A 26,783-nucleotide genomic window follows, 5' to 3' on the forward strand; every position below is an offset into this window, starting at 1 on the left:
AAAACTCTCAACTATGCTCACGCAAACGACTGACCAACTGCCCTACCGCATAATAGGCTTTGATTTTTGCATAGAGGCGATCGGATAAAGCTGTAATCTGGTCACTTTCAGCAACGAACGCATCACGTTCGGCATTGATGACGTCGGTTAATGGACGCTTGTTCAACGTATATTGCTGCCAATAGAGATCGCGCGAAGAAAGCGACAAATTCATCATCTGGCGGGCATTATCCATACGCTCGGTGGCTCCCCTTTCTTCCGTTTCAGCCGCACCTCTGGTTGTGCGCGAAACAAGCTTTTCGTTTTCGGCCGCCTGACGGGCAGCCCGCAATTCTGCTTCTGCTGCTTCTATCTGGTATTTTTCGCGCTTTCCGGAAGAAAATTGTCCACTCAATTGCAGGCCGACAAAAGTGCTATCATTCGTCGCATTACGCTGTCCGGTAGCACCGGACTGGCTCACGCCGAGACTGACGGCGGGAAACCGTTCGGCTTTGGCCAAACGTAGCCGCTGTTGGGATGCTTTGACTTCCGCCTCTGCGGCAAGCACTGCCGGCGTATGGTCAATGTCGTTTTCGCCATTGCTCAGACTGTCCATAAAGCGCGTTGTTTCAGCAAGAGTTTTCACTTTTTGCGGGCGAAAACCGGTAATTTGCGAAAATTTTCCGGCTGCTACATCAAAGCGCGTTGTTGCCTGTAAAAGATCGGACCTTGCGCGTTGCATTCCGACCTCGGCCTGATTGAGATCGGAGGCATCCGACAGGCCGGCACGAACGCGTTGGCTAATCTTGTTATGGGTATCGCTCAAAAGGTGGGTTTCACGTTCTGCCGCGCCGATCAATTCCTGTGCGGCAGAAAGTTCAACAAAAATATTGGCAATATTCTCCGCCACATCTTCCATTGTGCTATTCAATTGATGGGTCTGTTTTTCGTTTGTGGCTTGGGCTGCGCCTATGCGACTTGACGTTCTGCCAAAATCATAGATGAGTTGTGAAGCGCCAACAGTGCCGCGCACATTGCCGGCATCATTATTATTATTACCGGAATTATAATAACGGTTATAACCGGGGTTGAGGCTATATTGGAATGTCGGGTACCAGGCTGCCTTTTCAATCGCAATTTGCGCTTTACTCTGCGCAACAATTGCATTTGCCCTTCCGATATCCGGATGGCGGGCCAAAGCAATACCGACAGCATCTTTCAAGCCTATCCGGTCAGTCGAAATTGTTGTCACAGCATCATCGGGTTTTGTCGATGATGGCGCATGTGTCAATTTCCGATTTTCGGAACCCGATTCCTTATAACTTACGTTTTTCGCCTTTTGATAATCGGGGAGAGGTGCTGTTCCGGCTTGTTGATGACGCACAATACGGGATTGGTGAGGGCGTGGTGTCGTGCAACCGGTAACCCCGATCAATACAAAACACAAAAGCGCACTGCTTGCCAAAGCCATTTTCCGCTGCACGCCGGAATGACGATCGTGATAGAGGCTAACCGGCATGAACACCCCCCTTATCCTGTTCCGTTCGCGCTTGGGAAAACCGCGCATGATTGGCAAATTGAAACTGGTAACCACCCCGTTGCCAATTTTGTCCGGCTTCCTTGATTTCCTCCCCCTCATGAAGCGGTTCCTGCCCGAAAGAGTGTCCGGAAACAGGTGGCAAGTTTTTCTGTGCGCTCAATTTACTTTGCGCACCCAACCCGTTTTGCGGGCTTAATTCGCCTTCTGCACCCAAACCGTTTTGTAGAGGTAATTCACTTTGTGCCCCTAAATCACTTTGTGCCCCTAAATCACTTTGTACATTGCCGCGTACCAAAATGTCTCGTCCATAGCGTTCCATTTTATCGCGGATATTGGGGGGGAGTCCCTCAAGCTCGTTCAAAGCAGCGGCTTTACTCACAATTCCAAGTGAAGAAGCAATAAAAAGCCAATCAAGCACATGATATAAAGGAGGAAAACCGGCGCCATAATTTTCAAAATCAATGACGCGTGGTAAGCGTTCGGCAAAACAGGCAAGCATTTGCTGATAGTGTGAAGAACGCCGTGCCGATGCGGCATCGCGCCAGAATGCTGTGTCGCGTCGCCCGCCATCAAAATGCATCCTTAAAAAATCGGCATTGGCTTTGAAAGCCCCGTTATTGGATTTGTTGTAGTCTTCAATAATATGCTCGCCAATAACGCCGTTACATTCCAATAATATGCGCTCCAGTCGTGCAATTTGATGAATTGTGGTTTCCGTAGCACTTGCTTGCAAAGGTCCGAGATACCCAGAGGAAACACCGATGGCTATAGCATTTCCCATCCATGTTTTTTCAAAATTTCCCGGATCGAATGTAATGACCGGCCGCGCTGCGACAGGTGACCGGAAAAGCAATTCCACCTCTCTTTTAGCGCGTAACCAGTCGGTATGATTATTTGAAAAAACATGAATTCCGCTATAATGGTCGCTTAACGGTATCCGGCAGATATATCCGGCCGGGGTTGCAAAATATTCGCTAACGAGGTCAACTTTAGCCCCGCTATTTGCAAGCCTGAAATCAATTGCGCTATTGGTGAGCAGACTATCGGAAAAAGAATGCCATTTTCCATTCAATTTTTGTCCGACGAGCAAATGTCTAAGACCTGAAGCGTCGATAACGAAATCGACGTTGAAAATATCTCCGCCAGAGAGTTTAAGGGCGTCTACATGACCATCCGGTGAAATCCCGAAGTCGACGACTTTTCTCGCGAATGTACGGATCTTCCGTTCCATGCCGATTTTTTTGAGATAGTCGACAACCAGACGACAATCAAAATGCAAAGTCGGTTCCACACCGCTTCTATGTGTATTGAAAACGGCAGTGGCTTCGATCTGGTTAGCCTTCTGTTCAATCAATGCGAAAGCGGGAAAAATTGTTTCGAGCGGAACGCCCGAAGCAATGGCAGTGGCAAGATAAGGCCAAAAACCGTAGAGGGAAAAATCAAGTTCTTCAAGATGATCGTTCATGCCCGGATGAAGATTGTAGAAAATGTCGCTCGCACTGCCATTGCGCCAGCCGCGAAAGACATTGCCCATCTTGAATGTCGGCTTTGTCGTGTGGACAAAATGCTGAAGATCAATGTTCAGACGGCGAACCATTGCGATAAAATGGTGAAGCCCGCCTTCGCCCCCTTTGAAACAGGGCAAATTCGGGTCTTCGAAAACGGCAATATCGACATTGGCACTGAATACGCGCCGCAACATCAGAGCGGAGAGCCAGCCGGATAGCCCCCCACCGATAATTGCAATTTTTTCACGCGTCTGACATCCAGCACTTTTTCTCTCCACGCTATAGAGCGATTTTTGAAGACCCGAGCTTGGTTTCGGAAAAGATGGCGAAGTTGATCCGCCATCAATGGGGATCATCCGATGATGATCTGGTGGTTCGCCAACAATGTTTCCAAATCGGTTTGGACATTGTTCAAAGTCAGAAGGTCGGTCGACTGGAAGGCGTTCCCCTTGCCATCACGGTCAATACTCAAAATCGTATTGCCGTTTTCAACGCGGGTCGAAAGGTAGTCCTTGATATTATCACCCCAGTCGATCTGGGCTTTGCCTTTGTCGTCGTAATGGGCAGCGCCACCGGCATCGGCACGGTAGCCTTGCAACAGGTCCTTGACATCAATGCGGTCGGCATTGGCATCAATCTTGGATTTGTCGGCGTCGATATAGGTGCCAACCGTGAAGCCATAGGCTGTATCATGGCCGTTGCCACCGGTTGCGTCATTCTGCTGGATCAGGCGATAAAGCAGAAGATCGTGACCCCCGGCTTCAAGGTGATAGGTGTCGTCACCAGCGCGACCGTCAAAGAAATTGTCGCCTTTACTACCGGTGAAAGTATCGTTGAATTTACTGCCGTAGATACCTTCAATGTCATTGAACTTGGCATTGTTGAAGCCCGTCGACTGATAGCCGCTATTACCCAAATCGACAGTGACACCGACAGTCGATTTTCCAAAGTCGACAATGTCTTCACCACCGCTCGCCTGCCAATATTTTTCACCGGCATCATTCCTCCAGCCACCGCCACCGGAATAGCTCTGGCTACCGGCTTCGGCGGTGAAGACATCATTATAACCGGTGCCGACAAGTCCCGGACGATAGCCTTGGGTTGCCGGATCATTGTTTCCCGCACCGGTCGTGACTGTTTCGCCATCCTTATTGGCATTCAGGATATAGGCATGGTCGGCTTCAACAGCTTTAAGACCTGTCCACGAGGAGTTGACATTTTCTATCGTATTGTCTTTTCCGTAACCGTTTGCATCTTTCGTATGGGTGTGGGCAATACCGCCAACATCATTCGATTGCCCCTCGGTATTGCGCAAGACAACAACCGAATAGGTTTCATTTTCTTTCAAGCCATAGAAATGGACAAGGCCTGTATTGTCGGAAACACCCATGCCACCTTGTGCATTGATAACCTGCACGGCGACGAGGTTTCCCGAAGAGTCAAAAAGTTGGACGGTATTGTTATAGAACACATTGGCGCCATCCTTGTCGGTGATGCGAAGATGCAACGACGTTCCATAACCGACCTTGTTTTTGTTTGACAAAATGAGCGATGAATGGGCGTTGTCACGCTGCATGGTGACATCAAGTGCACCATCCCAATCATAGTCTACAAGCCCGATACCATAAATGTAGTTATAACCACTGCCGGTAATGCTCCTTGGATCGACATCGCCATTGGCACTGGAAAGACGGCCACCCTGTGCACCGAAAATATCCCAATTATCCCATTTGACCGCACCATCAAGTCCAACGCCGCCATTATGCCAGAGCTTCGTTCCCGCAGCACTCTGGCCGTAGCCCGGAACCTCCAGAATATCCATTTTGCCATCGTGATCCCAGTCGATTGCAACCGACCAGCGACCGTCAAGGTCGTCGCCCAAGCCGACAGCATTACGCAATTGCCCGGTCCCGTCACCTTTATTATAAAAGATCTGGCTTTCCCTGTTGGAATGCCAACCGTGATGATTTTTGGCAAGGAATAAATCCATATAACCATCACCATTATAATCGGCCCATGTCATGGAAATGGTATTCTTATAAGTATCCTGACCAATAAAATCATCATAGCCATTACCGAAACTCGGCAATGAATCGTCAAAATGCTGGTTGACAGACCAGTTGGCGCCATAAACTCCGTTAGGGGCAGAAACGCCACTGTTCATGAGCGTCATCAATTGATACCAGTTGTTGCCATAACCGGAAACGCCTGTCGTATCATTAATCAGCCCGTTACCGGCAAAATCAATCGTCCCGTTATTGTCAAGGTCGATTGCCGACACATGGTGATCGGTCATAAAATTGCTGGTGAGCGGAGATTGGTTACCACCGAATTGCCGCCCCATGCCGATAAACTGGCTGCCGTTCAGGCTTGACGATGTCGCTCCCTTGTTCAAGAAGACAGATCCTGAATCAATACCGGAATCACCCTGAATGACATCAAGATAGCCGTCGCCATTCATATCGAACGTGGCAATACCGCCGAGGTGATTTTCAATAGAAGCCCCATTGAACATGTCGCCATATTTCACATCGACATAATTCCATTGATTATCTCCCGTCCCGACATAGGCGGCTGTCGTGTAATAGGCGTAACAGGCTTTCGTTGTCCACACGTCGATATAACCGTCGTGGTTATAATCGGCCATTGTATAGGAGCCGAAAAGTGCTTTCTCGCCCGCCCACCAGAACTGGTCAACTGTTTTTGCGGCAACACCCGGACTGTAATCAAGATAATAACCGTCAGCCTTGCCGTTGCTATTGTTACGGAATACCCAGACATTCGAATTGGAAATAACCTGCCACTCGCCATTATTATTGAGAGCGACGGCCTGGGTATAACTTAGATCACCATCCGTATCTGTAGGTTTATTCCTGTTCGATTTGCCATAATCGGGAACATTGGCAGCACCGGTTGTGTCAACGCGCACTTCGACATTGTGCATCTCTCCGACATAGCCGGAATTCGACACAATCGCCGTTGTGAAGATATAGCTGTGATGGTCGGTCAAGCTGCCATCGGGCAGCTTGAAACTGAATGTACCATCCGATTTGATCTGGCTTTTGTCAACATAGCCCAACAGCACGTGATCGCGATAAATGCCGATTTTCGCGCCATCTTCAAGGTCGGCAAGATTGCCACTGATTTTACCCTGCAGAACAGGATTTGTAACATCGACATATTCACCATTCTGGAAGACTTTACCGCCTTTGCCGGTAAAGCCCGTAAATTCGGAATGTTGAGCCGAACCATCGCTATCAATAACAACAGTTTTTGCCGACCTGTCGGTTGCATCATGATCGTATTCGCCGGTACTCGAAATAACGCGCGTCTTGATGACATAACTTCCGTCAGCAAGGGCAGGCTTGTTTCGCCAATCAAGTTCCCACTTTCCATTGGCGGAATTATAGGTAAGGTCATACCATTGATTATTGATGAGGGCTTGTACCTTGTCGGTATCTTTTAGCGTTCCATCCACTTTGAAGCTGAAGAGGAGTGTATTATCCTGTGTGGTGAAGTCGCTGCTCTCGAAGCCCGTATCGTCGGTAATGCTGTCGAGTGTTGCCTTGGCACCGGGAACTGTTTTATCAACAATAAATGCATGCGCTTCTGATGCCGGTCCTTCGTTGCCGGCAGCGTCCACCGGACGGGCTGTCAGCGAGTGTGAACCGTTGGCAAGCTTGGCATCGGAGTTTCTGTTACCCGCTTCCCAGAACCAAGTATGATCGCTATCCACATCCACTTCGGCAATTAATTTATTATTGTCATAGATGCGCACTTTCTTGGCGTCACTTGGTGCCGTTCCGCTAAAGATCGGGCTATCATCATTGGTGTGATCATTTTGGTTGACCTTGATAATGGCCGGGCCATCTTCACCATTGGCACTATTCGGCAAAACATTATCCTGAACAGTCTCGCCGGTTATCTGCTTGGGCGCGGTAATGTCGACCGTAACAACATATTCGTTTGAAACGCCGCTGGTCTTTCCCTCGGCATTTTGCGAAACGGCCGTAAACTTGTGGTCATCTTCGGTGAGCATTGCTCCGGTTGTATAAGACCATTTGCCCTCGCCATCGGCATAAACGCGGCCGATTTCCTTGCCATTATCATAGATGATAACAAGGCTGTTCTTCGGTGCGGTGCCTTTAATCGTCGGATTGGTATCGTCGGTCGTGCCATTGTCAACACGGGAGCCACCATTTGCAACTGCACCCTGAATAAGGCCGACATCATCAGTAACCTCGGTAATTGTCGGCCGGTCAGGTTCACCATTATCAATATTCAGTTTGAAATCCTGTCCGGCAAGAACAGTGCCATCGGTGCCTGTTGCCTCGACATAATAATTATGTTCGCCGGCGGCCTGTTCCGTCAAACCGATAGACCATTTGCCATCCGAACCGACAATGCACGGGTCGCCAACTTTCGTTTGTTTTGTAGCATCGCTATAAACGGTGACAGTCGAGCCTGCCGGTGCCGTGCCGTGAAGTTCGGGCGTTGTATCATCGGTATGACCGCCATTGGCAATCGGGCCTTTAATCGGATCCACATTGTCAACGGCATAATCAACCGTTACGGTATTTCCATTATCGGCTATTGTAATATCGGTTGCAAAACCACGATCGCTTTCATTACCGGCCGCATCTTTTACCGTGGTGGTAAAATGATGTTCGCCTTTATCAAGCGGCGTTGTCGGAGTGAACGACCACGAACCATCCGGATTAACTTTCGTCTCGCCGATTGCTTTGTCACCATCATAAATGGTCACAACATCACCCGGTTGCGCTTTATCTATCTTGCCCGAGAAGGTGGGCGTTGTGTCGTTTGTTGTTCCGTGATCGGTGCTGTCATCGGAGATCACCGACTTATTAGGGGCAACATCGCTTGTAATTGTCGGACGTCCGGGACTAGCCGGTGGAGTTGTATCCACCACAAACGGATAAGGTGCGGTTGCCGCACTCTTGTTGCCGCCGGCATCTGTTGCCTGAACCCAGATTTTATGGGTCCCGTCGTCAAGTCCCTGCAAACTCGTTTCCCAATGGCCGTCATTATCGACTTTTACGGTCTCGAGCAACCTGTCTTCGCCATTGAACTGGTCGTAAATTTTAACATAAGAGCCTTTTGTACCGGTTCCTTTGATAAACGGCGTATTGTCGCGCGTGATCCCGTTTTGCTGAATCTGGTTATCCGGAAAAACAACATTCGGATCATCATCATGGCCAATCTGGGTAATCGACGGAGTACCGGGCGCATGCCCGATAAGATCGAACTCGAAAACATCGGATTTTGTTTTGCCCACCACGCCGGCATGGTTGACCGGAACCACCCAGAAACGGTGATGTCCCGGCATCAACGGACTATCCGGTTCAACCTCCCACGAACCGTCACTATTGATAGTCTTCTTGCCAATCGGCTTGGCGTTCGGGTCTGAAGGGTCGCTATCATAAAGAAGCACAGAATCGACCTCGGCAGGATCAAGGGAACCCGCTTTGCCTTTGACTGTCGGCCGATTGTCATCGGTGACGTGCGGTTTATTATTTTCCCCGATAATGCCGATATCGGGAGCCTGATCGTCATAGACATCAAAATCCTTCGAGCCGGACCAATCAGGACCTTCAGTCGTCAGAGACAAGCCCAAAGGTGGTGATTTCGGTCCCTGATTACCGGCCTTATCCTCAAGCACAGCTACAAAATAATAATCCTTATTATCCGGATAATGGGCTTCATCAAGATTAGGGGTAAATTTCCAATTGGTGCCATCCGGATGGATAGAACCAAGCTTGATCGGCTTGCCATTCTCGTCTTTTAGAATATTGCCGTCTTTATCGGCAAGATAAATGACAACATAATCGCCGGACTTCGCACCCGTAACTGTTCCATGCAATTCGGGTGTGCGATCATCGGTATAATTTTTTTCGGTATGGCTGCTGAAATCTTGTTCAACGCCGACATTATCAACGAATTTATCAAGCGTTATCGTGCCATCCGGACCTTGATTATCAAGCGTCATTGTTTTTTCATCGATATCCGATGTCCGGCCGGCATTGTCGATAATGCGGGTTTTGATGATATAATTTGTGCCATTGGCACTCGCCGGCAAAGCTGTTACCGGACGGAAGAAATAACGGCCGCTTGCTTCATCAAATTCTGTGTCGTACCACTGCCCGCCAATATTGATCTGGACTTTTTCACCATTTGCGGCATTGAGCTTTTCCGAGGTCGTGATGTAGATTGTCGGCTGTGTATCACTGGTAACATAGTCGTTCGTATCAAAACCGGTATCCTGTGAAATACCGACAATTGTCGGTTTGGTGGCAATCGTTCCGGTGAGAACCTTAAAATTCCATGCACCGGTTGGAATACCGATATTGCCAACAGCATCAACGGGCTTGGCCTGAAACGAATGGTCGCCATTTGCCAAGGCAGTATCGGGTGTATAGCTCCATGTATATTGCCCGTTATTGTTGACAACCTTGGCTTCCCCGATTTTGACGCCATGGTCATAGATAAAGACCTTGTCGATGTCGGCTGTGGCCGAACCGCTATAGGTCGGCCTGTCGTCATTCGTCATGCCATTATTGCTGATCGTACCGGTGGTTTCCGGTACGTCGTCGGTCAAGTTGACAGACTGCAAAGCATCCGGCGCAGTCAAATCGATCGTATATTTGAACTCGGGTGATTTGTCGCTTTCATTGCCGGCTGCATCAACAGATGTCGCCTGAAAGTGATGTTCCCCTTCCGGTAACGGGCTTTGAACCGAATATTCCCAATTGCCGTTGGAATCGGCTTTCACGCTATCAACCAGATGCGTCTCGCCATTCACCGTATCATAAATATTGACTATGCCGTTCGGTTCGGCACCATGGCCTTTCAAAGTCGGCGTGGTGTCGTCGCTTGCCGCACCGGAGGCAAGATCATCCGACTGGTTCGCACCAACATCATCGCTGGCGCTGGCAATCTCTGGAACGTGGTCATTTTGCGTGTCGACAACAAGCTTGAAGCTGTCAGACTTCGTCGAATTATTCGGAAGCGTTGCCTCGGCAACAATCGTGTAACTACCATCGGGAAGTTGCTTGTCTTGCGGCCAGACAAATGCCCAGTCGCCATTGGAATCGGCATAGACTTTGCCGTATTCTGTTCTCACTCCGCCAACATCAGTATAGATAGTGACAGCCGAGTTGGGCGTTGCACGTCCATGCAAATCCGGCGTTGCGTCATTGGTGAGCCCTCCGTCGGAAATCTTTCCGGTGTAATCTTCGGTGGATTTCTTTTGGTCATCAACAGCGTAAAGGATGCTGACATCGACATTTGTCGGATCAACAGTGACTGTTGTTGATTGGCTTTTTGCACTTTCATTTCCTGCCGCATCGGTAACCGATGTTGCAAATTCGTAATCACCTTTAGCAAGCGGATTTTCCGGTGTCCATGACCATTTGCCCGATGACGGGTCGACCGTTGTCTCGCCAATTTTGACATATTGACCGTCGACTTTGTTGTAAATAGTAACTTTGTCGCCCACTTGCGGGTTTTGAACAGTGCCGCTGAATGTCGGGGTTTGATCGGGTGTCGTGCCATTATTTTCAATCGTACCGATACCGGGTTCCTGATCGGATTGAAGAGAAGGAACATCCGGCTGGTTTGGCGCATGATTATCATAAACAATCGGATATTCGCCGGTTTTTGAACTCGGCACACCCGTCTGGTCAACCGCTTGAACGGCAAAGTTATAATGCGTTCCAAGACCATCGGTCGAAGTATCTTTCAAGGCATAAGCAGCCGGAAGTTTGAAAGTCCATGTGCCATCATCGCCGACAATAACCGGATTGTCATCGGTATTGATTTCCTGGCCGTTTTTAAAAATGTGAATGCGTGTGCCTTTGGTTCCCATACCATGAAGGGTCGGCGTCGCATCGTCTGTCGACTGGCCTTTTTGCAGGTAAACGGATTTGCCTTCCGGATTGTTATAATCATCAATAATATTGGTGATCGATGGCGTCCCCGGAGCATGTCCGGCAAAATTGAAGTTCCATTCGACATCTTGAAGCGGCGTGCGGTTCCCTGCCGGATCGACAGCAACCAGATGGAAACGGTGTTGGCCGGGGGTAATGGCTTTATTCGGAACGATTTTGAATGATCCATCCGCCTCGATAAGCCCCTCACCGATTTTGGTGTTTCCGTCGTAGAGTTCTACGATTCCACCGGCTGCCCCTGTAACAGTTCCCGCTCCCGCCTGAACTTCCGGATAATTGTCATCGGTGACGCCACCCGAATGCGGTATATCGCCGATATCCGGTTGCTGGTCGTCCACCAGTTTTATAGAATTGGCATTGCCCCATAGAGGGCCTGTCACATCGACAGTCAAAAGGAAGTCGTTGCTTGAAGCACCTTCATTTCCGGCTGCATCCTTGACCACTGCAACATATTGGTAATTGCCTTCGGCAAGTTCGGAAAACTGGTACTGCCAGCTATAACTGCCATCACCGTTTGATGTGAGGTGAATATTGTCGGCAACACTATGGAGATTGCCTTGGGAATCACGATAATAGAGATGAACAACATCGCCCTCATGTGCACCTTTCACGGTGCCTTTAAGAAGTGGCGTCTTGTCATTGGTTGCCGTTCCTGACGGATAATCGCCAACATTGTTTTCGACATCGTCATGGAATTTGTCAATCGTAACTGTATAACCGTCTAAAGGCGGGGTGGTGTCAACCGTCATATCCCGTGCTGTATCATGACCGACATTGCCTGCCGCATCGACCACACGCGCTTTGACGTGATAGACCTGATCGGTCAGTTCATGGCCCACCGCATAATAATATTTTCCGGTGTCCTTATTATAGCTTGCTGTAACCCATGTCAGCCCGTCATCAAGCGAAATCTCGACATGTTCGTTATCAGCAAGCGGCTGATTGACGCTCACAAAAATCGTCGGATTTTTGTCCTGCGTGATAAAGTCGTCGTCTTTTGGTCCGGTATCGTTCGACACGCCGCTGATTGTCGGCACTGCACCTGGTGCAATTGTATCGACAATAAATTCCGAACCCTGGCAATCTGTGCCTTCATTACCGGCACTATCCACCGGACGAGCAGTCAATGTATGTTGACCTTCGGAAAGCTTGTGGGTTTCGTCAGGCGTAAATGACCATGTCCCGTCTTCCTTGACTTTTGTCGAACCGATCAGCTTGCCATTGTCATAAATATTGACAGTTTTTGCGTCCGAAGGTGCTTTTCCTGAATATTCGGGTTGATTGTCATTGGTATACTGGTCTTTTTTAAGTTGACCGGTAAAATCATTGGCATCGTTTTTGACATCATCGGTCACCGAAACTGTATCATTGGCGATCGGTGTAGGTGGTTCAATATCGACAATCACATTATAATCGGGAGAGTGCTGGCTTTCATTGCCAACCTCGTCGACAGTGGTCGCGCTTAAATGATGTGTTGTGTCTCCTCCAAGCGGAGAAGGTGGTGTGAAACTCCATTTTCCTTCACCATCGGCTATGGCCGAACCGATCAGCTTGCTTTCGCCTTTTTCGCCATTACTATTTTCTTCCTGGTCATAGATATTGACTTTCTGATATGGCTTTGCACCACTTCCGATAATTGTCGGAGTTGTATCATCGGTGCTCTCACCACTTCCAACATCATTCTGAATAGCGCCGACATCATCGGTTACTCTATCAATCGACGGCTTTTGATTGTTGGTTATATCAACATCGAAATTGAAATCGGCTGTCGATTTTACATTCGACGGGCTCGTGGTTTCAGCATGAATGATATAATGGCCTTCGCCGAATTTTTCACTATCCTTGACCTGATAAGACCAATTGCCTTCACCATCGGCCTTGACCTTTGCAAGCTCATGAACCTGATTATTGGCATCGGTATATGTCAGAACAACATCGGAGTTCGGTGTTGCTTTACCGACAATAAGCGGCGTTCTGTCATCGGTCTTACTATTGTTTGTGATGTGTGATTCAAGCGGTGCCTGATCATCAACAAGATAGTCAATGCTGACATTGACCGTACTTGTGTCAACCGTGATATTGGTCGCCGTCCCCTTGCCGCTTTCATTACCGGCCGCATCACTTAAAGACGTCTGGAACTGGTGATTGCCTTTCCCTAACGGATCCTTCGGTGTCCATGACCACTCTCCCTGATCGTTCACCTTTGCCTCCCCGACTTTCACACCATCCTGATAGATATTGACCTTGTCACCGGGTTGATGCCCGTTGACCTTGCCGCTTAAAGTCGGTGTTGAATCGGCCGTTGTTCCGGTAATTGTATTGCCCTGATCATCTTTGGCCGTCGGTGCATCGGGTGCATCCGGCGCTTGTCTGTCAACAACAACCGGATACTCGCCCGTTTCATGGCTCCATGTTTTGCCTTCCTTATCCAATGCTTTGGCTGTAATGACATGGCGGGTACCATTCGGGTCTGTTGCCGGATTGGCAAGCGCCGGAAGCGTGGTTTCCCAGGTTCCATCCTCCTTCACAGCAACTTGGGCAACGTCCACCCCGTCAACGTAAATATGAACAGTCGAACCGGTTGTGCCTGTGCCCTTGATAAGCGGTGTGGAATCGTTTGTAACGGCATTTTTCTGGATGGTATCGCCATTGTCATCAAGAACATTGATAATCGAAGGTGTAGCCGGTGCATGGCCAACAAAGTTGAAATCCCATGCCGTTGTTCCCTGCGGTTGCTCGTTTCCGGCGTAATCAACCGGTTTTGCAACAAAACTGTGATTACCCTGACGCAACGGTACAGTCGGCTCGACACTCCATGACCCGTCACTATTGACCTTACCCGTTCCGATCAATGTGCCATTGTCATAAAGGTTGATTGAACCAACTTTTGTCGGGTCAACCGAATTGGCAGCCCCTTTTAATGTCGGACGGCTGTCATCAGTGGTTGTACCCTTCAAAATTGTGCCGGTTGTCGGCAACTGGTCGTCAAAAAGATCAAGGCCGCTTTCGTTGATTGCAGGTGGCGGTGTTGTTGCAACGTCGAGGCCAAAGCCTGAAGAAGCTTGTCCGAGATTACCCGCTTCATCGGTGATAACGCCTCTGAACTCGTGATAGCCATCATCGAGATGGTCTTTTGCCGTACCACCGGGAATACCTTTGACGTCGAACTTCCAATTGCCTGACTCATCAACTGTTGCCGTGCCGATTGTTACCCAGTCATTACCGATTTTGACCTGCACAGTGACATAATCACCGGCCTTCATACCCGATGTATGACCGTTCAAAGTCGGCGTATTATCATTGGTTGCTTCACCATTGGAACGGCTCTTCGACCCGCCTTCCTCATTGACATTATCGGTATAGCTGTCAATCACAATCTGATAGTCGCCACCGATTGGCGCAGTCTTGTCGATAACAACGTCCTGAGCCGGACCTTCTTTGACATTGCCTGCATCGTCAACAACGCGCCCGTAAACCTTGTGGACACCTTCAGAAAGATGAGTGTTGGAATGGTCATAATACCAATAACCGTCAGTCGCGTCATAGGTGGCATCATACCATTTGCCGTCAATATTGACCTGAACCTTGTAGCCGGCCGGCAATTTTTCATTAACACCGAATTTGAAAACAAGGCTGTCATCGCCGGTCTTGAAATCGCTATCGCTTAAACCCCGATCTTCATTAATCGAAACAAGTCTTGTCGTCTCGGTCGGTGCATCTGTTTTCACCGTCAGATCATATTCGGTATATTTTTCGCTATCGACACCAAGCTTGTTGGTTGTCTGGAGCTTGAAATGATGGGCACCGGGAAGAAGCTCGTCAACCGTGCATACCCATTGATGATCATTACCGATAGTGGCCGTGCCGATCTTGACAAGTTTGCCATCAATCTCGTCATAAATGGTTATTGTATCGCCGGGATTGCCCTCGCCATAGAATGTCGGCTTGGTATCATTGGTTTTGCCACCCGAAACTAGATCATCCGTTTTTAACGGTACGTCATCCTGAACACGCGTAATGTCCGGTGCTTCAGGTGGCGTATTATCAATATCAAGGGCAAAATCGGAATGGGCATTGTTGCCGTTTTGAGCTGTCACAACAGCGGTATAAACATGGTGCCCGTTTGTTTGTTTTGGAAGTTCGAACGACCAATTGCCATGCCCGTCGGACGTAACCGTGCCAATAACCTTGTCACCTTCTTTGATGGTGACAACAGTGTTGGGACTGGTTGAACCGAAAAGCGTCGGTGTCGTGTCATCCGTTGTCTCACCATTTGCAAGGTCTTTGACAATATGGCCTGCATTATCTGCAGCATAATTGATCGAAACGAGAATTGACGAACTATCTATGATAAAGCCGAATGCCGGACTCTTGTCACTGATATTGCCAGCCTTATCGGTGTAAGTCGTGGTAATCGAATGGTTGCCCTGACCGAGGTCGGTTGGCGTATAGCTCCAGTTTCCCTCGGCATCGGACATAACAGTCTGAACAAGTTTTGTCTTGCCATCAACTGTATCATAAATATTGACAACAACACTGCCCTCGGCAGCTTTTCCGTGAATAGTCGGTGCCTTGTCATCAATTGTCGTGTTTGGCTCGACATCTCCCTTTTTATCACCGACATGGTCGTCCAACTTCGGCAGATCCGGTGTTGTCGGTTTTAATGTATCGACATTGATCGGCCAGAACCCTGTCTTGTCGGATTCCTGTCCGGCGCTGTCACTTGCAGAAGCGCGAATTTGCCAGCTCTCGCCATTTGGCAAAATACCGGCCAATGAAGGATCAATCTCGACCGCCCAATGGCCGTCACCGCCGACCTTAACACCCTTGGCGACAAGTTTATCGCCAATATAGATATTGATAAACGAACCGGCATCACCGGTTCCTTTGATGAGCGGTGTGGCATCATTGGTAAACTGGTTTTTATCAATGAACTTGCCATCCGGATGGGATGCATCAATCTCTTTTCCATCATTGTTGTAAATACCGGTAATGGCTGGCATTCCCGGGGCTGCCCCCGCAATGTCGAAATCCCAGGTCTTGGCCTCACCTTCATTGCCCGCATCATCGGACGGACGGGCTTCGATTTTATGCGAGCCCGAACTTAAATGCGGCGTATAGGACCATGTGCCATCAGCTGCAACATCGACAATACCGGCAAGCGTACCATCAATATAGATATGGACTTTCGTGACATCGCTTCCTGCCGGAAGTTTGCCCTTGATCTCAGGCGTTTTGTCGTCGGTTACTTTATGACCGGCATCGTTTATGTTCCATGCCGTGGTGCCATTGGCGCCATCAAATTCGCCAGTCTGTGGTCCCTCGTCATCCCACAAACCGATGTCACTGCCAAGTGTCCCTGTCGGTCCCTTGGTATCAACCTCGAATTTATAGGCCGGTGTTGGCTGACCTTCATTACCGGCTTTATCAACCGGACGCGCTATCCATTCATGCACGCCATCGGCAAGACCGTGTTCTGTTGACGGCGTGAAACTCCAGTCGCCATTTTTGTCAACTTTTGCAGAACCGATCAGCTTGCCATTGTCATAAATATTGACCGATTGGGTATCGCTTGAAATCGCGCGTCCGCTCATTGTCGGCGTATCATCATTGGTAAGCTTGATCTTTCCACCCTTACCGTCATCCTTCTCGAGCCAGCTCGGGAAGTCACCGACATTTGTTTCCTTGTTATCGACAAGCTTGATGGTGCTGTCGTCGAGAACCGGCGCTGTACGATCAATGAAAAGATCATAGCCGTCTGTCGGATTGCTTTCATTGCCGACACTATCTGTCTCTGTCACAACAAATGTATATTTTGTCGGACTATGATTTGGATCATCGGTCAAAGCGACCGTTGGCGTAACCGACCATGTTCCATCCTCACGAACCACTGTCTGGCCGATAAGCGTACGCTCGCCCTTATCATTAACGGTATAAAGCTTGATAATATCTCCCGCGACACCTTTACCATTAAAGGTCGGCGTGGTGTCGTCGGTAACATAATTATCATTCAATGGACGGTTGCCATCCGGATAGATTGCCGGATCGTTGCCGACATTGTCGATAACCTCGACAAGCTGAGGTGTTGCCGGTGCTGTTGTATCGATATGCAGGCTGAAATGATGTTCGACTTTATTGCCCGCACTATTTGTCAAAGAGGCAATATATTCATGGATTTTGTCTTCACCGGCATTCTGTTGGGCCGGCAACTGGAATTCCCATGTCCCGTCGGCCTTGACCGTCGTTTCATAGGTTGAACCGGTTGTCTTATCAAGAATCGTCACCTTTTGTCCGGGTGTGCCACGCCCGACAAGCTTCGGCGTGGCATCATTGGTGGCACCGCCATTGACAATCGTTTTTGCGTCTTTCTGGTAGTCATCAACAGCGTGATCGATTTTGACTTCCGGTGGTGTCAAATCAAGATTGAACCCTAACGGGTCACTTTTATCACTCACATTGCCGGCCGCATCGGTCAAAGTGGTTGTTATACTGTGTGCACCGGCTTTGAGAGGCGTGGTGGGCGTCCATGACCAAGTGCCATCCTCATGGACGGTCGTCTCTCCTATAACCTTGCCATTGTCATAAATGGTGACAATTGAATTCTTTTCACCTTTTCCCGAAAGGATCGGCATATCCTCGTCATAGGTCTTGCCTTCTTCAATGCTTCCATGCTGATCGCCGGAATTATCTTCCGCTTTGACAATATCGGGCTTTGCCGGTGCCGTCGTATCACGATTGATCCAGCTATCACCCGATGGTGCCCCGACCGCTCCCGCATCGTTCCTGGCATCGGCTACAAAACTATAACGACCATCGGTAATGGCTTTGCGTGTCTCTGCTGAAACTGTGCTCAAATCCACTGTCTGCGACCAGCTACCGGAGCCATTGCTTGTCGTGGTTTCAAACGTATGAATGACCTTGCCGCTATCATCTTTCAGATAAACAGTAATGATCGAATTGGCCGGCGCACTTCCCTGAAGATGGAATATGTTTTCCTTCGTCGGATTATCCCATGTATAGGGTGCATTATTGTCACCTGTTGTCGCCGAATCGATCGACGTCTGGCCAACGGTTGCCATATCAAGAACAAACGGAAATGATGTACGTGCTCCCTCGACACCTGCCTTGTTTTCATAAGCAACTTCGAACTTATGATTATTACCGGCGTTGAGTGTCGGCGTATATTCCCAACTTCCGTCTTCGCTTACCGGAATTTTGGTCAGTAATTTGCCATTGTCATATATATTGATTGTCGAAATCCGGCCGGAATTCAATAAATCTGTCGGCAAATGCCCTTTAAGGGTGGGCGTTGTATCGTCGGTGATAACAACTTTCTCGCCATGCTGGCCTTGCCGCGTCGCCCACTCACCATCACGATAGGAGCCCACAATCGAACCGGCATCGTCAATGAGATCAACTTCATCCTTGCTGTTCCCCATCGCCGGAACCGGCTCGGTGTCGAAACCTAACAGGAACTTGTCCGAATGGTTGCTTTCGTTACCCGCCGGATCGGTTGCCGTCGTGGTAAATTCATGCATTCCTTTTGTATTGCTAATCGGGCTTGTCGGCGAAACACTCCATGTGCCATCGTCTTTTACAACCGATTGGCCAACAAGCTTGTCACCATCGTATAATTTTATAACGTCTCCGACAGTACCTTTGCCGGAAAATGTCGGCGTTGTATCATCTGTCGTATCACCACTATGAAGTACTTTATCTCCATTCGTATTGTTGGTGGCATTGTCTTTATTGCCAACATTGTCGATGACTTTATCAATGGCCGGTGCATCCGGTGCTTTTGTATCAATCGTCAAATGGAAATCGGCAGTCTGGGTATTGCCTGCCGCATTGGTGATTTTTGCGTGATAGCTATGGGTGACTTCCTGATTATCGCCTGCCTGGTTTGGAAGCTCGAACTGCCAATTTCCTGCGCCATCGACTTTGGTCCGGCCAATTTCCTTGCCATTCTCGTCGGTGATCACGACTGTCTGATTAGGCGTGCCACGCCCGTAAAGGGTCGGCGTGCGATCATCCGTGACACCATTATCCGCGACATCCTTACGGATTGACCCTTCATCATCATGAGCACCATCGACAAAAATATTTACACCCGATTTGTCGACAGTCACTTTGACAGCGCCACTCTTTTCACTTTCATTGCCGGCAGCATCCGTCAATGTCGTCGTCAAACTGTGGTCGCCACCTTTAAGCGGCGGATTGGGCGTGAAACTCCATGTTCCATCATCACCGACAACTGTCTCGCCAATCGGCGTTTTCCCGTCATTGTCATAAATCTTGACGACTTCGCCCTTTTTCCCCTTGCCCGATAAGGTTGGCGTATCATCATCTGTTGTCGAACCCGCAGTAATTTCGCCTTGCTTTTCGCCAACATTATCCATCGCCTTCGGCGCATCCGGCGCATCCGGCGCTGTCGTATCGCGTTCCAGCCAATGCGAGCCGGACGCATCGGTTGGCGCACCTTTACTATCGACTGCACTTGCTTTGAAACTATATTCCCCATCCTTCAAAGGCGGATTAAGATGCGACAGATCTCCCGTATTGACCGACCATGACCCGTCTTTCGAAACGTCAGCCGTCCATTCCAATGGCTCGCCTTTATAATTTTTGACAGGATTACCATCCTTGTCATAAAGCCGGAGCGTTACTTTCCCTGAAGACGGTCCGCCACCTGTCACAAAGAAGCTGTTGGAATTGGTCGGATAACCGGATTCATGATAGTGCCCCTGATCGTCCTGTACCTGCTGGATAGAAGGCGGTCCTGCACGGTTCAGATCAACCCAGAAATCATAATCATCAGGATTTGACTGTTCGCCAACTGTGCCGAATTTATTGACAATAGCCGCACTTAAGCGATGGTCACCCTGCAACCATTCCTGCTTATATTCCCAACTCCCGTCACCTTTGACCTTGGCTTCGCCAATCTTCTTGCCATTGTCATAAATATTGACGTGATCGACATTCGAAACGTCGTAGCCTGAAGGAATTTTGCCTTTGAACACCGCATGGTTATCGTCGGTAACCTTCTTATGGTCGCTGTCACGCTCTGCCCAATCTTTGTAAGATCCGGTAACAGCCCCGACATTATCAATGACATCAAGATTTTCCTCGCCAATTGCAGGAGGAAGCGTCCGGTCAAAAGCAAAGTTGCCGTTGATGTGATCGCTTTCATTGCCAACTTTGTTCTTGGCGTAAATCTCGTAATTATAATTGCCTTTGGTAAGCTTATAAGCTTCAGGCAAACGGAAGGCGAATGTGCCATCATCACGAATAACTTTTTCGCCCGCCCCTCTTTGGGACCCCGCTTCATTCACCGTATTGCGATCAATAACAAATTCATGCCCATTGAGTTTGATGATGATATGGGTAACATCTTTACCGATGCGCCCACAAAATACCGGTGTCTCGTCATCGGTCGTGCCACCCGTTAACGGCAATGCTCCGGTCACTTCCGGATGATTGTCTTCAACACGGAAATCTTCAATGCCATACGGCCTGCTCGAGTCAATATTAACATTAAAATCGGTTCCCGCACTTTCATTGCCGGCAGCATCCGTCAATGTCGTGGTGAGTTTATGGTGACCTTCACTTAAAGCTTTGTTCGTTTCAACCGACCAGTTGCCATCTTTATCGACAGTGCCCTGTCCAACAAGCGTTTTGTTGCCTTTGTCATCGGTATCATAAATCTTGACCGTGCTTCCAGGCTCTCCCTTACCTGTCAAAGTCGGCGTCTTGTCATTGGTATAATCACCATCCTTCAATGTTCCGTCGGAACCAACCGGATTAGGCGAGACATCGTCAATACCACGAGCAACACTCGGCGCATCGGGTGCATGCGTATCCACATTGAACTCGTAATTTGCCTCTGTACTGACATGACCGTTAGCGTCAATCTGGGTTACTTTGGCGATGTATTTTCCATCGTTAAGCTTCGGTAATTCGAAACTCCACGTACCGTCCGAATTGACCTTTGTGGTCATATCCGGATAACCGTCAATGTGAATCCTGATTGTATTGCCAGGCGTGCCCTTACCCGACAATAGCGGCGTGGTATCATTGAGATAACCGCCATTTCTGACAGCCAGAAGATTCTTCGGATCATTGTTGTTTATCACCGTATAGACGGGTGCAGGCGGTGGTGTACTGTTACCATCGTCATGATGGTTACCATCATTGGCATGTTCTGCCGCAATACCACTACCCGCGCCAACAGCCCCCAGAATTCCGAGAAGAACAGCGTTCGAATAACCGCTCTTGTCGGTTATTTCTTCATAGAGCACATTGCTATCAACAACACCGTCACCATTCGTGCTCAAAGCCTGACTGAAGTCGGTCAGCCAGGTTGCCCCGTCATCGATGAAAATGAGATTGCAGATCGGATGGCCCGCATTGAAGAAATTCTTGATGCGAACAGTTTTCCCGTCTGCAAAATTGATGATCAGGTCATTGCCGGCACGGCTATAATTGGAAATACTTTCCTTATCTGCCGTAAGAACGAAATTCAGCGGCTTGCCACCACTGTCAACCGCACCACTCTTTTCTGTCAATTTAACAACGGGATGTTGTTTTATAATATCCGACTTCGTCATATCTCGCTACCTGGGTCACTCATAGAAATATCGATGTGGTTTCAATCACCACATGCTCAGCACCCAATAGTCGCGATTTCCCCCAAAACACCCACCGAAGCATGTGCTTGCGAACGACACATTGTCTTATACCTAACGCGGGAAAGACAATAGACAATACTACTTATAGTTGTTTTATGTTTTTTGCAACTTAAAAATATATTTTTACAGCGCGAATTCCGGTCATCTATCATCAAAAACGGATTTTAATTCCAATAAAACAAAATATGGAAAAAATTTTTTATCGCTATCCCTTCATAACGCTTTTACGAGTTTATTTTTTGTTTTCGTCAGTCAATATTTTACAAATTAATATTTGCGCAACACATTGAAACACCAACAGTTTTTTAAAAAACTACAATTGAAAGAGGCTGTAAAAAATCTCATAGTTCAGTTTTTTTAAATATATATTTATTATTATTACGAATTATAATATGGTTAATTTAAGGTTAATTATAGTTTTATACATATACTTTGTTTTAAACAAATAACATTCATCAATGTATAATAAGTTAAACAATAATTATAATAAAATTAAATTCACTCTATTCATAACCACTCCTTTTTGGAAAACAAAAAGGCCGTTTTAAAAACGGCCTTAATGCTCGAAAATAATGTAAAAAGTTTTTTTTATCAACGGTAAACCATACCGCCATCTGTCAAAATGGATTGACCGGTTATGTAATCGGAAGCCGGACTTGCAAGGAACGAAACGAGATTTGCCACATCATCGGGTGTTTCGGCACGACCAAGCGCAATGCCGCCAACAAATTTCTTGTAGGTTTCACCAAGCGGTGCACCTGTGGTCTCATGGAAGCGTTTGTCGATTTCCACCCACATATCTGTTCCCACAACACCCGGGCAATAGGCATTGACTGTAATCCCGTGGGAAGCATATTCCTTGGCAGCAGCTTGTGTCAAACCGCGCACGGCAAATTTTGTTGCCGAATAGATGCCAAGCATTGCATAACCTTCCTGTCCGGCAATTGAACACGCACTGACAATCTTGCCCTTCTGTTTTCTGGCAATGAACTTCTTGGCAGCAGCCTGAATACCCCACAAGGCACCCTGAACATTGATCTTGAAAATTTTCTCGACTTCTTCAGGCGTCACATCGGTCAAAGCGTTGACCTGTGCAATGCCGGCATTATTGACCATCACATCAAAACCACCGAGGTCTTTTTCGGCTTGCTCGATCGCTCCATAAACCTCTTCACGCACAGAAATATCACCGGTGATGGTTGTGGCTTTCTGCCCCAAAGCTTCGATTTCTTTTTTAACAGCAGCAATCTTGTCTTTCTTGACATCGACAAGACCGATATTGAAGCCGTCTTTTGCCAGATGCAAAGCAATAGCGCGACCAATTCCCTGACCTGAACCCGTGACTACAGCTACTTTATTCGTCATGAAAATTCTCCCTTTTCAACAGAGGTGTTTTTTTGAGTTAGTGTTTACAATGGAACAAAACAAGAGGCAAAAATGACGCAGTAAAAAAAACGATATTTTTGTTTTAAAGGTGTTTTTATTCAATAAATTACATGCTTGCCAAAGAAGTAACATTGCAAGTTCATACAATAAATTTCATTTAATCCGTTCAAACAACTTGAACATCAATATTCCTATCATAAATCTCTTCAAAAGCAAAGCCGGAACATAATTTGTTTTACTCTTTTATCCGTTTAAAACACCATTTTTGTGAAACAAAAGGTCACTTGCTTGCATAAGCTAAAAAGAAAGCCAAAAAGCCATACCAAACTTGCTCGCTTTTTAATTGTAACCCGCGGAAACGACAATCGGATGCGGATTTCATAACAAAATCGACGAGAAAATCGAAAAACCGGAAACGCTGTTATGCCGCGTCCGGTTTTCTTTGACGATTACGCCTGTTTTTCAAGCAATTCTTTTAAAAAAGATAAGGGCAAAATTCCTTCGAAGAACCAAACATTATCCGATTGCCACAGGAGACAGGAAAAGCAATTTTCTATATTTCTCTTCACTGCATATTTGCCCAAGGCGATGCCTTTATTGTTTGGCGCTTTTATTTTTGCCAATTTTTCAGCAGAAATTAGTTTGAAGGCAGAATTGTCGAGCCTTGGCGTGAATAGCAATCGGACGTTATTTGATAAACAATTCCGATTGCACACTATCGACTACTAAATTCTCGAACCCCCAATTAATGACTGACCGGAATGCCGTAAAGCTCCGCCAAGGCCGCCAATATCGGTTTTGCTCCTGCCACGAGTTGATGACCATTATAGTCACCGGTTTTATGCGCTGTTTTACGCCCTTCGCCAAGGATCAGAAGTGGCAGAGACTGATTGTCTTCACCGGCAAGCGCAATAACGTTTTGGCGCGGGCGGGTGAATTCGGCATAGCGCACATCAAGATCTTTAAGCTTGTCTTTAAAGGAGGCAAGTGCCCCTTCGATCGGCAAGCAATGAGGACAATAAAACAATTTATCAGGCTGGTTTGGATCTTTAAAAGCCTTCGGCAATAGAAAAAGAATATCTTTGGCCATCGTTACCTCTTTTCTGAATGATACAGATTTGAACTTCTCTAAATAATGTTGGTTTGAAATTTTATACGCCTTTCTGACGCTCATTGACCATTATCCCAATTTAAAAACCCGAGAAAAGCAGGAAATGTTTTTTAACATTTCGAAAAACTATAGAATGGATAGGCTATCAAAATCCGAATTCTCCGCCGATTATAAAAAACGAGACGGTGTCCGGAAGGAATAAGGACGAAACAACCGTTTAACCGGCAGGAGATTTTGTAATGGTCTATGACTTGAGCCTTTTGGATAAATGCCCGCTTGATATCAACCGCAATGCAGGGCAAGCGTTACGGAATGCAGTAGAAACAGCCCGTGCAGCAGAAGCGGCTGGTTTTCGTCGTTTTTGGGTAGCTGAACATCATCATTCCAAAGAATTTGCGTCGAGCGCACCGGAAATACTTGTTGCCTATCTGTTGGCAGCAACGCGCAAAATCCGCATCGGTTCGGGTGGCGTCATGTTGCAACATTATAGCCCGTATAAAATAGCTGAGGTCTTCAATGTGCTCTCGGCTATCGAACCGGGACGCGTAGACCTCGGCATCGGCAAAACACCGGGTGGTTTGCCACATACAACAGCAGCACTTCAGGCGGAATTTTCGGATGAAAACCGCATCGGTTTCGAAGAGAAACTGGAACTTCTCGATAAGCTCCTCGGCGGAGAGGAAATCAAGGACGGGCGATTTGCCGGATTGGCCGCAACACCCAAGCCGGAAGTCCGTGCAAGTACCTTCCTGCTTGGAGCAAGTGCCGAAAGCGCAAAACTCGCTGCACGCCTCGGCTGGCAATTCAGCTATGCCGGACATTTGAATGGCAGCGAAGAGAAGTTGAAAAATACTGTTTCCACTTTTCGTCGGGCAACTTCGGGTGGCGTTCCGCAATTGGCGCTTGCCGCCGTCATTGATAAATCCGACAAGCGGGCAAAAGAACGCGCCAATGCAATTGCCATTTATAAAATCCATTTTTCCGATGGCAAAACATTTTCGCTCACCACTTTGGAAGCAGCAGAAGATTTCGGCCGTCTTTCCGGTCGTTCCGATTACACCATCGAAGAACATCGCACACAGATTATTGCCGGCACTGCCGCAACGGTCAACAAGGAGCTGCAAGCTCTTCATCACCAGTTTGGCATTGGTGAATTCATGTTGGAATTGCCTGCAAGCAGTGTCGAAGAACGCATCAATGCAATTGGCGCCCTTGCTTTCGAGCAAGAAAAACTCGCCGCCTGACCTATATCAAGGAGATTAAAGATGACGCATAATAAAATCAATTTCGGCATCATGCTTCATGGTGCAGGCGGCCATATGAATTCATGGCGCCACACTTCTGTTCCGGCAGATGCGAGTGTCAACATTGCTTACAATGTCAATCTTGCCAAACGAGCTGAAGCCGAGGGGCTCGCTTTCGTTTTTGTTGCCGACGGGCTTTACATCAATGAAAAATCAATTCCGCATTTTCTAAACCGCTTCGAACCGCTCACTCTTCTATCGTTTCTTGCCGCACATACGTCGAAAATCGGTTTGGGTGGCACAGTTTCAACTTCTTACAGCGACCCGTTTACAGTTGCGCGCCAATTTGCTTCGCTCGACCTTTTAAGTGGCGGGCGGGCTGCATGGAACATTGTAACAACTCCGCTTGAAGGGACCGCCAAAAATTATGGCCGTCCTCATCCCGACCATACATTGCGTTATGAAATCGCCAGCGAATATATCGAAGTGGTGAAAGGGCTATGGTCTTCATGGGAAGAAGATGCGTTTATTCGTAACCGCGAAACCGGCCAGTTTTTCGACCCGAAGAAAATGCACCGCGTCAATCATCACGGAAAGTTTTTCTCGGTAGAAGGGCCGCTCAATATCCAGCGTTCCAAACAAGGCGAACCGGTCATTTTCCAGGCTGGCGCATCCGAGTCCGGCATCCATTTTGCTTCCAAATATGCCGAGGCGGTCTTTACTCACATCAGAGATATTGACGAGGCCAGAAACTATGCCAAGCGCATCAGGGATGGAGCGGTTGCACATGGTCGCTCGCTCAATGATGTGAAAATTTTCCCAGGTATCAACCCGATTGTAGGGCGAACCAAAGAAGAGGCGGAAGAAAAATTCCGCGAAATCCGCAATCTCGTCAATATTGAAGATGCACTTGCCTATCTTGGCCGCTATTTCGATCATCACGACTTTGCGCAATATGATCTCGACAAACCTTTCCCCGAAATTGGCGATATCGGGAAAAACAGTTTCCGTTCAACGAGCGACCACATCAAGCAAGAGGCAAAAGAAAAAGGCCTGACTTTACGTGAAGTGGCACTCAAGGTAACCACACAACGTGGCGATTTTATCGGCAGTTATGACGACGTTACAAATCGCATCATCGAATGGTTTGACAGCGGCGCTGCCGACGGCTTCATCCTCACTATGCAGGTGAGCGGCCAAGGCTTTGACGATTTTTCTGCCGAAATTCTGCCTCGCCTTGAAGAACGCGGCTATTTTGATCGCAAACTCCATCACAACACATTGCGTGAAAATCTGGGTCTTTCCATTCCCTCGAACCGTTATGCCGAAAAACAGCAAATCGTTGCTGCTTGAAGCCGAA

7 protein-coding genes are annotated in these 26,783 nt (G+C 47.9%); 2 read left to right on the forward strand and 5 right to left on the reverse strand.

The genetic code is table 11. The annotated features are described in order from the left end of the window. Positions 1-7: 7 nt before the first annotated feature. The 5 genes from BBC0178_RS09230 to BBC0178_RS09255 form a co-directional block, all read right to left on the reverse strand. The gene (locus tag BBC0178_RS09230) at positions 8-1,498 is read right to left on the reverse strand and encodes a TolC family protein (protein WP_078039948.1); all 1,491 of its coding nucleotides are present in this window, start codon (positions 1,496-1,498) and stop codon (positions 8-10) included. After that, positions 1,488-3,383, reverse strand: coding sequence for a tryptophan 7-halogenase (locus tag BBC0178_RS09235; RefSeq protein ID WP_078039949.1), 1,896 nt, complete (start codon positions 3,381-3,383; stop codon positions 1,488-1,490). The genes BBC0178_RS09230 and BBC0178_RS09235 overlap by 11 nt, the downstream gene beginning before the upstream one ends. Continuing rightward, positions 3,380-21,601 (reverse strand): Ig-like domain-containing protein, encoded by an 18,222-nt coding sequence (locus BBC0178_RS09240; protein ID WP_078039950.1) that lies wholly within the window; start codon positions 21,599-21,601, stop codon positions 3,380-3,382. Before BBC0178_RS09240 ends, BBC0178_RS09235 begins: the two co-directional genes overlap by 4 nt. Positions 21,602-22,273: 672 nt before the next feature. Further along, positions 22,274-23,047 carry an acetoin reductase gene (locus tag BBC0178_RS09245; RefSeq protein ID WP_188317725.1) on the reverse strand — a complete coding sequence of 258 codons (774 nt, stop codon included), beginning with the start codon at positions 23,045-23,047 and terminating at the stop codon, positions 22,274-22,276. Positions 23,048-23,813: 766 nt separating this feature from the next. Further along, positions 23,814-24,158, reverse strand: coding sequence for a DUF3088 domain-containing protein (locus BBC0178_RS09255; protein WP_078040445.1), 345 nt, complete (start codon positions 24,156-24,158; stop codon positions 23,814-23,816). Between the two features lie 260 nt (positions 24,159-24,418). On the opposite strand from BBC0178_RS09255, the gene BBC0178_RS09260 reads away from it, so the two are divergent. After that, complete coding sequence (locus tag BBC0178_RS09260) at positions 24,419-25,423, forward strand: MsnO8 family LLM class oxidoreductase (RefSeq protein WP_078039953.1); 1,005 nt, start codon at positions 24,419-24,421, stop codon at positions 25,421-25,423. A gap of 21 nt (positions 25,424-25,444) precedes the next feature. Beyond that, positions 25,445-26,776 (forward strand): LLM class flavin-dependent oxidoreductase, encoded by a 1,332-nt coding sequence (locus BBC0178_RS09265; protein ID WP_078039954.1) that lies wholly within the window; start codon positions 25,445-25,447, stop codon positions 26,774-26,776. Positions 26,777-26,783: the final 7 nt, after the last annotated feature.

The sequence above is a fragment of the Ditibartonella apihabitans genome (assembly GCF_002007485.1).
Classification (GTDB): Bacteria; Pseudomonadota; Alphaproteobacteria; order Rhizobiales; family Rhizobiaceae; genus Bartonella; species Bartonella apihabitans.

What these genes read in the sequence shown, in the direction of transcription:
- BBC0178_RS09265 (WP_078039954.1), top strand. Translation starts at nt 25,445, where the DNA reads ATGACGCATAATAAAATCAATTTCGGCATCATGCTTCATGGTGCAGGC.
- BBC0178_RS09230 (WP_078039948.1), bottom strand. Translation starts at nt 1,498, where the DNA reads ATGCCGGTTAGCCTCTATCACGATCGTCATTCCGGCGTGCAGCGGAAA.
- BBC0178_RS09240 (WP_078039950.1), bottom strand. Translation starts at nt 21,601, where the DNA reads ATGACGAAGTCGGATATTATAAAACAACATCCCGTTGTTAAATTGACA.
- BBC0178_RS09235 (WP_078039949.1), bottom strand. Translation starts at nt 3,383, where the DNA reads ATGATCCCCATTGATGGCGGATCAACTTCGCCATCTTTTCCGAAACCA.
- BBC0178_RS09260 (WP_078039953.1), top strand. Translation starts at nt 24,419, where the DNA reads ATGGTCTATGACTTGAGCCTTTTGGATAAATGCCCGCTTGATATCAAC.
- BBC0178_RS09245 (WP_188317725.1), bottom strand. Translation starts at nt 23,047, where the DNA reads ATGACGAATAAAGTAGCTGTAGTCACGGGTTCAGGTCAGGGAATTGGT.
- BBC0178_RS09255 (WP_078040445.1), bottom strand. Translation starts at nt 24,158, where the DNA reads ATGGCCAAAGATATTCTTTTTCTATTGCCGAAGGCTTTTAAAGATCCA.